The 13,092-nt window shown below is 67.5% G+C and carries 15 protein-coding genes; 13 read left to right on the top strand and 2 right to left on the bottom strand.

Annotation, left to right across the window (positions count from 1 at the left end):
* Position 1: 1 nt before the first annotated feature.
* On the bottom strand, positions 2–349 hold the full coding sequence (locus tag ASE66_RS05465; RefSeq protein WP_057188506.1) for an antibiotic biosynthesis monooxygenase family protein: 348 nt from the start codon (positions 347–349) through the stop codon (positions 2–4).
* Positions 350–563: 214 nt separating this feature from the next.
* Here ASE66_RS05465 and ASE66_RS05460 point away from each other — a divergent pair, with 214 nt between their 5' ends.
* From ASE66_RS05460 to serA, 4 genes are all read left to right on the top strand, one after another.
* Entirely contained in the window at positions 564–1,535 is a 972-nt protein-coding gene (locus tag ASE66_RS05460) for a heme/hemin ABC transporter substrate-binding protein (RefSeq protein WP_082613211.1), read from the top strand.
* Positions 1,532–2,647, top strand: a complete 1,116-nt coding sequence (locus tag ASE66_RS05455; RefSeq protein WP_057188505.1) for a FecCD family ABC transporter permease — start codon at positions 1,532–1,534, stop codon at positions 2,645–2,647. The genes ASE66_RS05460 and ASE66_RS05455 overlap by 4 nt, the downstream gene beginning before the upstream one ends.
* 2 nt (positions 2,648–2,649) lie before the next feature.
* Entirely contained in the window at positions 2,650–3,498 is an 849-nt protein-coding gene (locus ASE66_RS05450; RefSeq protein ID WP_057188504.1) for a heme ABC transporter ATP-binding protein, read from the top strand.
* Between the two features lie 121 nt (positions 3,499–3,619).
* A complete protein-coding gene (gene serA / locus ASE66_RS05445; protein WP_057188503.1) occupies positions 3,620–4,876 on the top strand; it encodes a phosphoglycerate dehydrogenase in 1,257 nt (418 codons plus the stop codon).
* A gap of 26 nt (positions 4,877–4,902) precedes the next feature.
* On the opposite strand, the gene phnF is transcribed toward serA, so the two are convergent.
* Positions 4,903–5,652 carry a phosphonate metabolism transcriptional regulator PhnF gene (phnF, locus tag ASE66_RS05440; protein ID WP_057188502.1) on the bottom strand — a complete coding sequence of 250 codons (750 nt, stop codon included), beginning with the start codon at positions 5,650–5,652 and terminating at the stop codon, positions 4,903–4,905.
* 88 nt (positions 5,653–5,740) lie between these two features.
* Here phnF and phnG point away from each other — a divergent pair, with 88 nt between their 5' ends.
* The 9 genes from phnG to ASE66_RS05395 are packed head-to-tail and all read left to right on the top strand — an operon-like array spanning position 5,741 to position 12,961.
* Positions 5,741–6,181 (top strand): phosphonate C-P lyase system protein PhnG, encoded by a 441-nt coding sequence (phnG, locus tag ASE66_RS05435; protein ID WP_057188501.1) that lies wholly within the window; start codon positions 5,741–5,743, stop codon positions 6,179–6,181.
* 2 nt (positions 6,182–6,183) lie between these two features.
* A complete protein-coding gene (gene phnH / locus ASE66_RS05430) occupies positions 6,184–6,786 on the top strand; it encodes a phosphonate C-P lyase system protein PhnH (RefSeq protein WP_057188500.1) in 603 nt (200 codons plus the stop codon).
* A gap of 22 nt (positions 6,787–6,808) precedes the next feature.
* Entirely contained in the window at positions 6,809–8,005 is a 1,197-nt protein-coding gene (locus tag ASE66_RS05425; protein WP_057188499.1) for a carbon-phosphorus lyase complex subunit PhnI, read from the top strand.
* Complete coding sequence (locus tag ASE66_RS05420) at positions 8,002–8,922, top strand: alpha-D-ribose 1-methylphosphonate 5-phosphate C-P-lyase PhnJ (protein WP_162262445.1); 921 nt, start codon at positions 8,002–8,004, stop codon at positions 8,920–8,922. The genes ASE66_RS05425 and ASE66_RS05420 overlap by 4 nt, the downstream gene beginning before the upstream one ends.
* Entirely contained in the window at positions 8,919–9,725 is an 807-nt protein-coding gene (phnK, locus tag ASE66_RS05415; RefSeq protein ID WP_082613210.1) for a phosphonate C-P lyase system protein PhnK, read from the top strand. Before ASE66_RS05420 ends, phnK begins: the two co-directional genes overlap by 4 nt.
* Before the next feature lie 46 nt (positions 9,726–9,771).
* Positions 9,772–10,470 carry a phosphonate C-P lyase system protein PhnL gene (gene phnL, locus ASE66_RS05410; RefSeq protein ID WP_057188498.1) on the top strand — a complete coding sequence of 233 codons (699 nt, stop codon included), beginning with the start codon at positions 9,772–9,774 and terminating at the stop codon, positions 10,468–10,470.
* A complete protein-coding gene (locus tag ASE66_RS05405; RefSeq protein ID WP_057188497.1) occupies positions 10,470–11,609 on the top strand; it encodes an alpha-D-ribose 1-methylphosphonate 5-triphosphate diphosphatase in 1,140 nt (379 codons plus the stop codon). Before phnL ends, ASE66_RS05405 begins: the two co-directional genes overlap by 1 nt.
* Before the next feature lie 7 nt (positions 11,610–11,616).
* Positions 11,617–12,318, top strand: coding sequence for a DUF1045 domain-containing protein (locus tag ASE66_RS05400; protein WP_057188496.1), 702 nt, complete (start codon positions 11,617–11,619; stop codon positions 12,316–12,318).
* Between the two features lie 22 nt (positions 12,319–12,340).
* On the top strand, positions 12,341–12,961 hold the full coding sequence (locus tag ASE66_RS05395; protein ID WP_057188495.1) for a chloramphenicol acetyltransferase: 621 nt from the start codon (positions 12,341–12,343) through the stop codon (positions 12,959–12,961).
* Positions 12,962–13,092 lie beyond the last annotated feature (131 nt).

The following is a 13,092-nucleotide window of genomic DNA, read 5'->3' as shown; positions in this document are numbered from 1 at the left end:
CTCACTCGGCCGCCTGGCGCGGCAGATGCGGGTTGCGCTCGGTCAGGATCGTCTCGAAGCCCTCGAACTCGGGATGGCCGAGATAGAGCGGCTTAGGCCGCGGCTGGCCAGCGCTGCGGTGCGACTCGCGGAACTGGTCGGACTTGGTCCAGGTGGTGAAATCGTCCTTGGAGGCCCAGGTCGTGTGCGAGGAGTAGAGGGTGTGGTCCTCCTTCTCCGGCCCCTTCAGCAGATGGAAGGCGATGAACCCCGGCATCTCGTCGAGGCGGGTCTTGCGCGAGGACCAGACCGTCTCGAAGGCCTCTTCCTCCCCCTTGACGACCTTGAAGCGGTTCATGGCGATGAACATCGGGAAATCCTCGGCGGTTCCGGAAAAGGGGATGATCGGGCAGCTTGCGCCGCTCTTGACCCTCCTTAGTAAAGCCGCATATCACCGTCAACAATGGCTCAAATAATCGTTGTTTTGAACGATTATAAATTGAGCAAATACTTTGGAATGACTTCAGTGTAGCCAGGCGTCGGCGGCGCCGTTGCTGCGCGTCGTCGGACGCACGAGATCGATCATGGGCACCCTGCCAGCGCCTTCGTCCACTCCGCTTGCGGGTCTCAAGGCCAAGCGCCTAGGCCGCGAGTTCAGCGCTGCCATCGCCCTCTCCGCGCTGGCCGCCCTCGGCTTCGCGGGTGATCTTCGCTCCGGCAGCTTCATCGCCACCGCCCAGGCTCAGGCCACCGACCGCATCGTCGCGGCCGGCGGCGTCGTCACCGAGGTGCTCTACGCGCTCGGCCTGCAGGACAGGATCGTCGGCGTCGACACCACCAGCCAGTGGCCGCCCGAAGCGCAGAAGGACAAGACGAGCGTCGGCTATGTCCGGGCTCTCTCGGCCGAGGGCGTGCTCTCGCTCAAGCCCTCGCAGGTCATCGCCGTCGAGGGCGCAGGTCCGCCCGATGCGCTGGCTCTGCTCAAGGAATCCGGCACGCCGATCACGATGATCCCGGAGGCGCTGACGCCGGAGGCCGTCGTTTCGAAAATCGCCGCGATCGGCAAGGCCGCTGGCAGCGCCGCGCCGGCGCAGCAGCTCGCCGCGAGCGTGAAGACGCGTTTTGACGAGCTCGACAAGCTGCGCACGGGTCTGCCGAAGCAGAAGCGCGTCCTGTTCGTGCTCTCGCTGCAGAACGGGCGCACCATGGTCGGCGGCAGGACCACCACGGCCGATGCGATCATCGCGCTCGCCGGCGGCGTCAATGCCGCGAGCGCTGTCGAAGGCTTCAAGCCGATGACCGACGAGGCGATCATCACGGCGGCGCCTGACGTCGTGCTGATGATGCGCTTCAGCAGCGCCCACAATGCGACGCCCGACGAGCTCTTCGCCATGCCGGCCTTCTCGCAGACCCCCGCGGCAAAGCAGAAATCGCTGATCCGCATGGATGGGCTCTATCTGCTCGGCTTCGGTCCGCGCACGCCGAACGCGGCGCGCGACCTGATGGCCGAACTCTATCCCGAGGCCAAGGTCGCCCAGCTCTCCGCCGCCAAATGACGCTCGCCGTGAAGCAGACGCCGAGTGCGGGCGCCGCGGCGCTGGCCGTTCTCGCCGAGGGGCGACGGCGCAAGGGCATCATCGCGGTCGCGGCGCTGGTCGGCTTCTGCCTGCTGCTGATGCTGCTGTCGCTGGGAGCAGGGGCTTTTGCGATCGCGCCCGGCCGCGTTGCCGACATCCTGATGGCGAAGCTCGGCTTCGGCCAGGTTGAACTGCTCGACAGCCGCGAGGCGCTGGTCGTGCTCAACATCCGCATGCCGCGCCTGCTGCTTGGCGCGCTGGTCGGGGCGGCGCTCGCCATCTCCGGCGCGCTGATGCAGGGGCTGTTCCGCAATCCGCTGGCTGATCCCGGCCTCGTCGGCGTCTCGGCCGGCGCCGGCCTCGCCGCCGCCGCCACAATCGTGCTCGGCGACCGCTTTTTCCTTGCGAATTTCGCGATGAAGCTGCCCTTCGCGTTGCTGCCCTTCGGCGCCTTCTTCGGCGGCCTGGTCTCGACGCTGGCGCTCTACCTGATCGCGACGCGCCAGGGCCGAACCTCGGTCGCGACCATGCTGCTCGCCGGCGTTGCGCTCGGCGCGCTCGCCGGCTCGCTCACCGGCCTGCTCGCCTTCATCTCCGATGATCGGCAATTGCGCGACCTGACCTTCTGGTCGCTCGGCAGCCTCGGCGGCGCGAGCTGGACCAAGCTCTCGGTGGTGGCGCCGATCGTGCTGCCGCTGCTCCTCGCCGTGCCGTTGCTGGCGCGTGGGCTCAACGCGCTGATGCTCGGCGAGGCCGAGGCCTATCATCTCGGCATCCCCGTTCAGCGCATCAAGGCGCTCGCGATCCTGCTCGTCGCGCTCGCGGTCGGCGCCAGCGTCGCCTCGGCTGGCGTGATCGGTTTCGTCGGCATCGTCGTGCCGCATCTGATCAGGCTCTCGATCGGGCCCGATCACCGCCTGCTGCTGCCGCTCTCGGCGATCGGCGGCGCCGCCCTGCTGGTCGGCGCCGACATCGTCGCTCGCCTCGTCGTCGTGCCGGCCGAACTGCCGATCGGCATCGTCACCGCCTTCATCGGCGCGCCCTTCTTCCTCTGGCTGCTGCTGCGCCGCGGCCGGATCGCGGAGCTCTAGCCATGGCCGCGATCCTCGAAGCGGACGATCTCAGCTTTTCGGTGCGCAGCAGCACGTTGGTGCGCGGCGCCTCGCTCGCACTCGAAGAGGGCGCCACCACGATCGTCGTCGGCCCCAACGGCGCCGGCAAGTCGACTCTGCTGAAGCTCCTCACCGGCGAGCTTACGCCCTCGCAGGGCTCCGTCCGCATGGACGGCGCGGCCTTGCCGCAGATCCCGGCCTGGGAGCTCGCCTGCCGCCGCGTCGTGATGGTGCAGAACCAGCGCCTCGCCTTCCCGTTCAGCGTCTACGAGGTCGCAAGGCTCGGGCTCGAAGGCGTCGGCCGCGCGCAGCCGCGTGCCCGCAAGGAGCAGATCATCGCCCAGGCGCTGGAGACCGCCGGCGTGATCGGCCTCGCTGGGCGTCAATACCAGACCCTGTCCGGCGGCGAACAGCAGCGCGTGCAGTTCGCCAGGGCGCTCTGCCAGCTCGAGGCCGGCCGCAGCGTCGCGCAGCGCCAGATCCTCTTCCTCGACGAGCCGATCGCCAGCCTCGATCTCTGCCACCAGCTCTCGCTGCTCGACGCAGCCCGCACCATCGCCGCTGAAGGAGCGGCCGTGCTGGTCGTGCTGCACGACCTCAACCTCGCTGTGACCTATGCCGACAGGCTAGTGGTGATGCACGAAGGCGCGATCGTCGCTCAGGGCGAGCCCGCAACGATCCTCGACGACAATCTCCTGCGCGGTGTCTTCCGCGTCTCGCTCTCCTTCAGCCGTTTGCCGCCGGCCGGCCAGCCTTTCCTGCTGCCGCAGCAGCACCTGACGCCGGTCCCGCCGGGAGATGTCGTGCCGCTGCGCGCTGTAAGCGGATAGCGGGAGGCAGGCGCGACAACTTTACGGTTGTGCACTGCGACAACAGGTCTATAGCGGGCGCTCCGGCGCCCTTCCGCCCGACCAGGCGAGCGGGCGCATCGCTGGGACCACCGAGCGCGCCATGAACCTCCCCACCGACCGGCTTTCCTTCCCGAAGGACCGTCTCCGCGTCCTGCTGCTCGAAGGCATCAACGATTCCGCCGTCGCCGCTTTGCAGCAGGCCGGCTACACCAACCTGACCCGCCTGCCGAAGGCACTTGACGAGGCCCAGCTCGTCGAAGCCATCGAGAAGACCCACATCCTCGGCATCCGCTCGCGCACCCAGCTGACCGAGCCGGTCTTTTCCGCCGCCAAGCGCCTTTTCGCCGTCGGCTGCTTCTCGGTCGGCACCAACCAGGTTGATCTCGACGCGGCGCGCCTGCGCGGCGTTCCGGTCTTCAACGCGCCCTTCTCCAACACCCGCAGCGTCGCCGAACTGACCATCGGCGAGATCGTCATGCTGCTGCGCCGGATTCCCGACCGCTCGCGCTCGGCGCATGACGGCGGCTGGGACAAGTCCGCCAACGCCTCCTTCGAAGTGCGCGGCAAGGTGCTCGGCATCGTCGGCTACGGCAATATCGGCAGCCAGCTTTCCAACATCGCCGAGGCGATGGGCATGCGGGTGATCTACTACGATCACACCGATCGCCTGCGCCACGGCAACACCGAGCCGGTCGAGAGCCTGAAAGCCCTGCTCGCGAACAGCGACGTCGTCTCGCTGCACGTGCCGGAAACACCCGCCACGCACAACATGATCGGCAAGGCCGAGATCGCGGCGATGCGCAAGGGCGCCTACCTCATCAACAATTCGCGCGGCACCGTGGTCGACCTCGATGCGCTCGCCGAGGCGCTGCGGACCGGCCATCTCGCTGGCGCCGCCGTTGACGTCTTCCCGAAGGAGCCGGCCTCCAACAGCGAGCGCTTCGTCACCCCGCTGCAGGGCCTGCCCAATGTCATCCTGACCCCGCATATCGGTGGCTCGACCGAAGAAGCGCAGGAGCGCATCGGCGCCGAGGTGGCGCGCAAGCTGGTGGATTATTCCGATGTCGGCTCGACCGTCGGCGCGGTCAATTTCCCGCAAGTCCAGCTGCCGGCGCGCCCGACCGGCACCCGCTTCATCCAGGTCCAGCGCAATGCGCCCGGCATGCTGCGTCGCCTCAACGACGTCTTCGCCAGCCGCAACATCAACATCGCCGCCCAGAATTTCCAGACCGACGGCGAGATCGGCTATGTCGTGATGGAAGCCGATCCGGTCGGCGAGATCGCGCGCGAGATCATCGAGGAGATCCGGGCGCTGGACGGCACCATCCGTGCCCGCCTGCTCTACGAGCGCGGCTGAGCCGAGCGATCTCGGCGAACGGGGCTTTAATCCCCGAAGGGCTCGACCACCATCTCCATCCGCTCGCCGGCGAAGACGCTGTTGACGATGTGGATCGGCGTCAGGTCCGGCAGCGCATCGATCGCATCCGAGGTCAGCACCGCCGCGCCGGGCTCGATCTTGAGCAGCGCCGCCTCGCGCTCGCTCGCCAGCCGCGCCGCCAGCCGCGTCGAGCGCCGGACATAGTCGGCGATCCCGCAGGCTTTGAAGGCGGCGGTGATCGATGATCCGGCTTCCGTCAGAATCTCGTCGAAACGCGGAAAGCGCTCGACGCTGAGATAGTGAATGCCGGTGCCGACAGGTGTGCCGCCGGCTCGGCTCAGGGTCTCGATCGCCCAGAGCGGCGTGCCCGCAGGCAAGCCGAGCACCGCGCAATGCTCCGCCTCGCCAGCGACGATCTCCGAGGCCAGCACCGCGCCTGAGACGGCGATGCCGGCCGCACCGAAATTGGTGCGCATGCTGACCCGGCGGCCGAGCTTGTAGGGGAAGCGCGGCGCCGTCACCTGCGTGCCACGGCCCCGTGAGACCGTCACCAGTCCGCGTTCGGCCAGATGCCGGAAGGCCTGGCGCACCGTGTGCCGGTGCACGCCATAGCGCTCGGCCAAAGCGACCGAGGCCGGCAGCGTATCGCCAGGCTCGTATTCGCCCTGCTCGATCGAGGCCGCGAGCGCGTCGGCGATCCGCCGCCATGCCGTGCCGCCATCGCCACCCTGATTGTCAGGCAGGCCGGCCGTCATCAAAATTTCATCCAAAATGTATAGACCTTTTCCAACGGCGGACTTATTATAGTCTAGACATTAGCGCTTGGCGAGAGGCCGACACGGCATGACGGAAATCGCGACACGCCAGCATTGGATGGCAGTCCTGGCCCGTGCCACGCAAGGCGAGATCGACGCTTTGCTGCAGCAAGGCGGCCCGTTGCCGACGCATGAACTGCTCAAGGCGCCCGAGACCGGCACCGTCATGGTCGAAGGTCGCGCCGGCGGCGCCGGCCGCCGCTTCAATCTCGGCGAGGCCACGGTGACGCGTTGCGTGGTCCGGCTCGAAGGCGGCGCGATGGGCTTCTCCTATGCTCTCGGCCGCGACGGCCGGAAGGCGCGGCTGGCGGCGATCACCGACGCGCTTCTCCAGGGCGAAATCGAGACCGGCCCGCTGCGGCGCGGTGTCTTTGCCTTGGCGCAGAAGCAGCAGGCCGCCCGCGACCTCGCCTCACGCAAGGCGGCGGCGACCAAGGTCGACTTCTTCACCCTGGTCAGGGGAGCGTGACGATGCAGGACGGCAACCAGATCCATGCCGGCTTCTCCGACCCGGTTTTCCAGTCGCAAGGCGCATTCCGCGCTTTGCTGGCAGCGCTCTCGGAGCCTGGCCTTGCCCGCGATCTTGGCGATGCGATCGAAGCCCCGACCGGGCTCGAACCCGCAACGGCGGTCGCGCTGCTGACGCTCGCCGATTATGAAACGCCGATCTGGCTGCCGGTCGCCCTGCGCGACGGCCCCGCCGGCGCCTGGCTGCGCTTCCATTGCGGCGCCGCGCTGGTCGAGGAACCCTCTCGAGCCGCCTTCGCCGTGATCGACGGCGCTGCAAGCGAACCGAAGCTCGCCTCCTTCAACGCCGGTGACGACCAGTTCCCCGATCGCTCGACCACGGTGCTCGTCCAATGCGGCGGGCTCGAAGGCGGCGAGGCCGTCACGCTCGAAGGTCCCGGCATCGCCGGCCATCGGACGATCGCTCCTGCCGGGCTGCGCCCCGGCTTCTGGGCCGAGGTCGAGGGCAACGCCACGCTCTATCCGCTCGGCATCGACCTGCTGCTGGTCCATGGCACGCAGGCGCTTGGCCTGCCGCGCTCGACCCAAATCGTGGGGGCCCGCTGATGCCCCGCCGGGAGCTTTACTGATGTATGTCGCGGTCAAGGGCGGCGAAGCCGCCATCCTCGCCACCCATGATCTCGTTGCCGAGGCGCGCCGCGGCGACGAGGGCGTACCGGAGCTCGCTGTCGCGCAGATCCGTGAGCAGATGGGTTTGGCCTGCGCTCGCGTGATGAACGAAGGCTCGCTCTACGATCCCGATCTCGCGGCGCTGGCACTGAAGCAGGCTCAGGGCGATGCGATCGAGGCCGCCTTCCTGATGCGGGCCTATCGCACGACGCTGCCGCGCTTCGGCTCGTCCGAGCCGCTCGACACGGCCAAGATGGCGATCCGCCGCCGCGTCTCGGCAACCTACAAGGACCTGCCCGGCGGCCAGGTGCTCGGTCCGACCTATGACTACACCCACCGGCTCTTCGATTTTTCGCTGATGGATTCCCCGGACGTCATGGTCGGGCTTGACCCGACCATCTCAGGACAAGAGGGCGCCTCCAGCGCAAACACGGCAGGAGATGCTCGGGTCAAGCCCGAGCATGACGTGAAACCCCTCGACGCCTTCATGCCGCGCGTGCCCGATATCCTCGGCGCCGAGGGGTTGATGGAAGAGGAAACGCCCCCCGAAGGCGATCCGCGGCCCTTCGACCTGACCCGCGAGCCCGTCACCTTCCCAGCCGAGCGCGATGTCCGGCTGCAGGCGATGGCGCGCGGCGACGAGGGCTTCATGCTCGGCCTCGGCTATTCCGTGCAACGCGGCTTCGGCAACAGCCACCCCTTCGTCGGCGAGGTTCGCGTCGGCGAGGTCGCGGTCGAGTTCGTACCGGAAGAACTCGGCTTTGCCGTCGATCTCGGCGAGATCACCCTGACCGAATGCCAGATGGTCAACCAGTTCGCCGGCTCCAAGGAGGTGCCGCCGCAGTTCACGCGCGGTTATGGGCTCTCCTTCGGCCATAGCGAGCGCAAGGCGATGTCGATGTCGCTGGTCGACCGGGCGCTGAAGGCGCGCGAGTTCGGCGAGGCGGCGACCTATCCGGCCCAGCAGGACGAGTTCGTCCTCTACCACTCAGACAATGTCGAGGCGGCCGGCTTCGTCGAGCACCTCAAGCTGCCGCACTATGTCGATTTCCAAGGCGAGCTCGAATTGATCCGCCGCATCCGAAAGGAGCGGCAGGAACGCCAGGAGCGTCTCGCCGATCAAGCGAACCAAGCCCTGCCGGAGGCCGCGGAATGACCGTGCACCAGAGCATCAGCGACGACGCCAAGCCGGCTTACAACTACGCCTATCTCGACGAGCAGACCAAGCGGATGATCCGCCGCGCGCTGCTCAAGGCCGTCGCCGTGCCGGGCTACCAGGTACCCTTCGGCTCGCGCGAGATGCCGCTCGCCCGCGGCTGGGGCACCGGCGGCATCCAGGTCACCGCCGCGATCATCGGCCCCGACGATACGCTGAAAGTCATCGACCAGGGCGCCGACGACACCACCAATGCTGTCTCGATCCGCCGCTTCTTCGAACGCACAGCCGACGCCAGGACGACCGAGGCGACGGACGAGGCGACGATCATCCAGACCCGCCACCGCATCCCCGAGGCGCCGCTGAAAAGCGGGCAGATCATGGTCTATCAGGTGCCGCAGCCCGAGCCGCTCAGGAAGCTCGAGCCGCACGAGGCCGAGACGCGCAAAATGCACGCCTGGGCCGAATACGGGCTAATGCAGGTCAAGCTCTACGAGAACATCGCCCGCTTCGGCGAGGTGACGACGACCTATGACTACCCGGTCATGGTCAATGGCCGCTATGTCATGGCGCCCTCGCCGATCCCGAAATTCGACAATCCGAAGATGCAGATGTCGCCTGCGCTGCAGCTCTTCGGCGCCGGCCGCGAGAAGCGCATCTATGCCGTGCCGCCGCACACCAGCGTACGCAGCCTCGATTTCGAGGATCACCCCTTCCGGATCCAGAGCTGGGAGCAGCCCTGCGCCCTCTGCGGCGCGGCCGATTCCTATCTCGACGAGGTCGTGATCGACGACCAGGGCGGGCGGATGTTCGTCTGCTCCGACAGCCATCATTGCGAGACGCGGCGGGCCGAGGGCCATCGCGGCGCGATGCTCGCCGACGCCTCGGCGCTGCATCTGGTCGAGGATAAGCCATGAACATGCAGGTCAATCCGCAGCAATTGACGCTCGATCCCGAGCCCTTGCTCTCCGTCGCCAATGTCAGCCGCTTCTATGGCGAGCGCATCGGCTGCGCCGATGTCTCCTTCGACCTCTGGCCGGGCGAGGTGCTGGGGATCGTCGGCGAATCCGGCTCGGGCAAGTCGACCTTGCTGCGCTGTCTCGCCGGCATCGACAAGCCTGACGAGGGCGAGGTTCTGTTCCGTGGCGGAGCCGAACCGCTCGACATCTATTCGGTCGCCGAGCAGGAGCGGCGCCGGCTGATGCGCACCGCCTGGGGCATCGTCCACCAGAACCCGCGCGACGGCCTGCGCATGGACGTCTCGGCCGGCGGCAATGTCGGCGAGCGGCTGATGGACAATGGCGCCCGCCATTACGGAAAAATCCGCGAAACCGCGCTCGACTGGCTGCAGCGCGTCGAAATCGCCGGAAACCGCATCGACGACCGGCCGCGCCAGTTCTCCGGCGGCATGCAGCAGCGCCTGCAGATCGCCCGCGTGCTGGTCTCCGAACCGAAGCTCGTCTTCATGGACGAGCCGACCGGCGGCCTCGACGTCTCCGTCCAGGCCCGCCTGCTTGACCTGCTGCGCGTGCTGGTGCGCGATCTCGGCCTCGCCGCGATCATCGTCACCCATGACCTCGCCGTCGCCCGCCTGCTCACCGACCGGTTGATGGTGATGAAGGATGGCCGCGTCGTCGAGCAGGGCCTGACCGACCAGGTCCTCGACGATCCCCAGCACGCCTACACGCAATTGCTGACTTCGGCGGTGCTCACCGTATGAGCGCCGTCACATCCTCGTCACCGCGCCGGCACAAGGCACTGACACCATGACCACGATGATTCACGTCGAGAACGTCGCGAAGGAATTCACCCTGCACAATCAGGGCGGCGTGCGCCTGCCGGTGTTCGACAACGTCAACTTTGCGGTCGCAGCCGGCGAGGCCCTGGTCTTGGCCGGTGCCTCGGGCGCCGGCAAGTCGAGTCTGCTGCGCATCCTATACGGCAATTACCGGCCGACCTCCGGCACCATCGCCATCACCCATGCCGGCCGCCCCATCGACATCGTCTCGGCGGTGCCGCGCACAGTGCTCGACATCCGCCGCCGCACGCTCGGCTTCGTCTCGCAGTTCCTGCGCGTCATCCCGCGCGTCTCGGCGCTCGATATCGTCCGCGATCCGCTGCTCGCTCGCGGCGCCTCGCCCGAGGAAGCGAGCGAGCGCGCCAAGACCATGCTGGCGCGCCTCAACCTGCCGCAGCGGCTCTGGGACCTCGCGCCTGCGACCTTCTCCGGCGGCGAGCAGCAGCGCGTCAACATCGCCCGCTCCTTCGTCGATCCCTCGCCGATCATGCTGATCGACGAGCCGACGGCCTCGCTCGACGCCAACAACCGCAATGTCGTGGTCAAGCTGATCGCCGAGGCGCGCGAGCAGGGCTCCGCCATCGTCGGTATCTTCCATGACGAGGCCGTGCGAGAGGCTGTCGCGACCCGCTATCTCGACATCACCGATTTCCGGAAGGCCGCCTGATGTCCACCATCCTGACCAATGCCCGCCTGATCCTCGAGGACGAGGTCGTCACCGGGACGATCGCCTTCGACGAGAGCGGCATCCGCTCGGTAGACCAGGGCAAATCCTCTCTGCCGGAAGCGATCGACGTCCAGGGCGACTATGTCGCGCCCGGCCTCGTCGAGATGCACACCGACAACATGGAAAAGCATTTCATGCCGCGCCCGAAGGTCTTCTGGCCGAACGGGCTCGCGGCAGCTCTCGTCCATGATGCGCAGATGGCCGCCGCCGGCGTCACCACCGTCTATGACGCGATCTGCGCCGGCACGCCTTTCTCGGCCAAGGACTACCGCAAGGACATCTTCGCCGATGTGATGGATGCGCTCCGGCTCGGCACCGCCGAGGGCGTCTTCCGCATCGACCACCGCATCCATATGCGCTGCGAACTGACCAGCCCCGACCTGCTCAGGGATATCGAGCCCTATCAGGACGATGCCCTCGTCCAGTTGGTCTCGCTGATGGACCATACGCCCGGCCAGCGGCAATGGCGCGACATCGCGCACCTGCGCACCTATGCGCTCGGCAACGGCAAGACCGAATCCGAGTTCGAGGAGGACGTCACCGTCCGCCAGCGCGAGGGCCAGGCCAATGTCGGCCGCAACTGGAGCGCCGTGGTCGAGATGTTCCAGGCGCGCGGCATCCCGATCGCGACCCATGACGACACCACGGTCGAGCATGTCGAGGCCGGCATCGCCTCGGGCGCGGTGATCTCGGAGTTCCCGACCACGGTCGAGGCTGCCGAGGCGGCCAAGCAGCGCGGCCTCGCCACCATCGCCGGTGCGCCCAACGTCGTCCGCGGCGGCTCGCATTCCGGCGGCGTCTCGGTCGCCGAACTGGCCGAGAAGGACCTGCTCGACGGTCTCTCCTCCGACTATGTCCCGGCGAGCCTGCTGCAGGCCGTGCTCAAGCTCAACGACAAGCACGGCATCGCCCTGCCGGCGGCGATGGCCAAGGTCACCTGGAAGGTCGCAGACATCCTCGGCCTCAGGGATCGGGGCCATCTCAAGCCCGGACTGCGCGCCGATATCGTGCGCTTCCGTCCGCTGGGCGCGACACCGGTGATCGCCACCGTCTGGTCGCAGGGACGCCGGGCCTTCTGAGTGCAGCATGATTGAGGTCGCGCCGCGCTACGCGCTCTACTACGCCCCCACTGCCGACAGCGCCCTCTGGCGCTTCGGCAGCGCGACGCTGGGCTATGATGCCGTCACCGGCGCGGACATCGACTTCGCCGTCCCGCCGGGTTGCGAGGCGCTCGATTGGCCGGATGTCACCGCCGAGCCGCGCCGCTATGGCTTCCACGCTACGCTGAAGGCGCCGTTCGAGCTCGCCAATGGCCGCAACGAGGGCGCGCTGCGCGCCTTCGCGCGCAATTATGTCGCTGGACGATCGCCGGTCCGGCTTGCCGGGCTCTCAGTCAATGCGCTCGGTCGCTTTATTGCTCTCACCCCCTCCGAGCCGAGCGAGGCGCTGCAGCGCTTCGCCTTCGACATCGTCCAGGCCTTCGAGCCGTTCCGGGCGCCGCTCTCGCCGGTTGACCTGCAGCGGCGTCTGCAGAGCCCGCTGACGCCGGCGCATCGCGCCTATCTCGAAGCGTATGGCTATCCTTATGTCGACGACGCCTTCCGCTTCCACATGACGCTGACCGGCTCGCTGCCGGACGGTGAGGTCGCTCCGGTCAAGGCGGCGTTGATTAAGGCCCATGCGCAGGCGCTGCCGGCCGGCCCCGTGCTCATCGACCGTGTTGCCATCTTCAAACAGCAGAGCCGCAGCAGCCGCTTCGTGCTGCTCGACAACATCCCGCTCGGCTGACCATCCCGCAAGGAAGCCCGTCATGGCAGGCAAGAAGCTCGGGCTCGAGCCCGTGATCGACCCGACCGCGAATGTCCGCGACGCCGTGCTCGGCCGCTATACCGAGATTGGCGCCCGCACCGCCTTCGTGGAGTCGACGCTCGGCGACTATTCCTATGTCGTGAACGATTCCAACATCATCTACACGACGATCGGCAAATTCTGTTCGATCGCGGCGCTTACCCGCGTCAATCCCGGCAACCATCCGATGCAGCGGGCGAGCCAGGCGCACTTCACCTATCGCGCCAGCGCCTATTTCGAGGATGCTGAGGACGATGCCGCCTTCTTCGACTGGCGCCGCTCGACACCGGTTGTGATCGGCGACGATGTCTGGATCGGCCATGGCGCGATCGTGCTCGCCGGGCGCAATGTGGGCACCGGCGCTGTGATCGCTGGCGGCGCGGTGGTGACGAAGGACGTGCCGGATTACACCATCGTCGCCGGCAACCCGGCTCGCATCGTCCGTCGCCGCTTCCCCGAGGATATCGCCGAGCGGCTGAAGGCGCTGGCCTGGTGGGATTGGGAGCACACTGGCTTGCGCGCCGCGCTCGACGACTTTCGGGCGCTGCCGGTCGAGGCCTTCCTGGAGAAATACGAGGGCTGATGCGCTGAGCCCTTAGAGCCTGTTTGGAAACTCCCACAGCCCTCATCCTGAGGAGCCATTTCGACAGAAATGGCGTCTCGAAGGATGCTCCGGGAGGCTCCAGAGACACCCGGACCATCCTTCGAGACGCC

It is taken from the genome of Allobosea sp. Root483D1 (assembly GCF_001429505.1).
Taxonomy (GTDB): domain Bacteria; phylum Pseudomonadota; class Alphaproteobacteria; order Rhizobiales; family Beijerinckiaceae; genus Allobosea.
This window is presented reverse-complemented; position numbering and strand designations above follow the sequence as displayed.

Coding starts and splice junctions, on each gene's coding strand:
- ASE66_RS05465 (WP_057188506.1), bottom strand. CDS start 349: ATGTTCATCGCCATGAACCGCTTCAAGGTCGTCAAGGGGGAGGAAGAG.
- ASE66_RS05460 (WP_082613211.1), top strand. CDS start 564: ATGGGCACCCTGCCAGCGCCTTCGTCCACTCCGCTTGCGGGTCTCAAG.
- ASE66_RS05455 (WP_057188505.1), top strand. CDS start 1,532: ATGACGCTCGCCGTGAAGCAGACGCCGAGTGCGGGCGCCGCGGCGCTG.
- ASE66_RS05450 (WP_057188504.1), top strand. CDS start 2,650: ATGGCCGCGATCCTCGAAGCGGACGATCTCAGCTTTTCGGTGCGCAGC.
- serA (WP_057188503.1), top strand. CDS start 3,620: ATGAACCTCCCCACCGACCGGCTTTCCTTCCCGAAGGACCGTCTCCGC.
- phnF (WP_057188502.1), bottom strand. CDS start 5,652: ATGACGGCCGGCCTGCCTGACAATCAGGGTGGCGATGGCGGCACGGCA.
- phnG (WP_057188501.1), top strand. CDS start 5,741: ATGACGGAAATCGCGACACGCCAGCATTGGATGGCAGTCCTGGCCCGT.
- phnH (WP_057188500.1), top strand. CDS start 6,184: ATGCAGGACGGCAACCAGATCCATGCCGGCTTCTCCGACCCGGTTTTC.
- ASE66_RS05425 (WP_057188499.1), top strand. CDS start 6,809: ATGTATGTCGCGGTCAAGGGCGGCGAAGCCGCCATCCTCGCCACCCAT.
- ASE66_RS05420 (WP_162262445.1), top strand. CDS start 8,002: ATGACCGTGCACCAGAGCATCAGCGACGACGCCAAGCCGGCTTACAAC.
- phnK (WP_082613210.1), top strand. CDS start 8,919: ATGAACATGCAGGTCAATCCGCAGCAATTGACGCTCGATCCCGAGCCC.
- phnL (WP_057188498.1), top strand. CDS start 9,772: ATGACCACGATGATTCACGTCGAGAACGTCGCGAAGGAATTCACCCTG.
- ASE66_RS05405 (WP_057188497.1), top strand. CDS start 10,470: ATGTCCACCATCCTGACCAATGCCCGCCTGATCCTCGAGGACGAGGTC.
- ASE66_RS05400 (WP_057188496.1), top strand. CDS start 11,617: ATGATTGAGGTCGCGCCGCGCTACGCGCTCTACTACGCCCCCACTGCC.
- ASE66_RS05395 (WP_057188495.1), top strand. CDS start 12,341: ATGGCAGGCAAGAAGCTCGGGCTCGAGCCCGTGATCGACCCGACCGCG.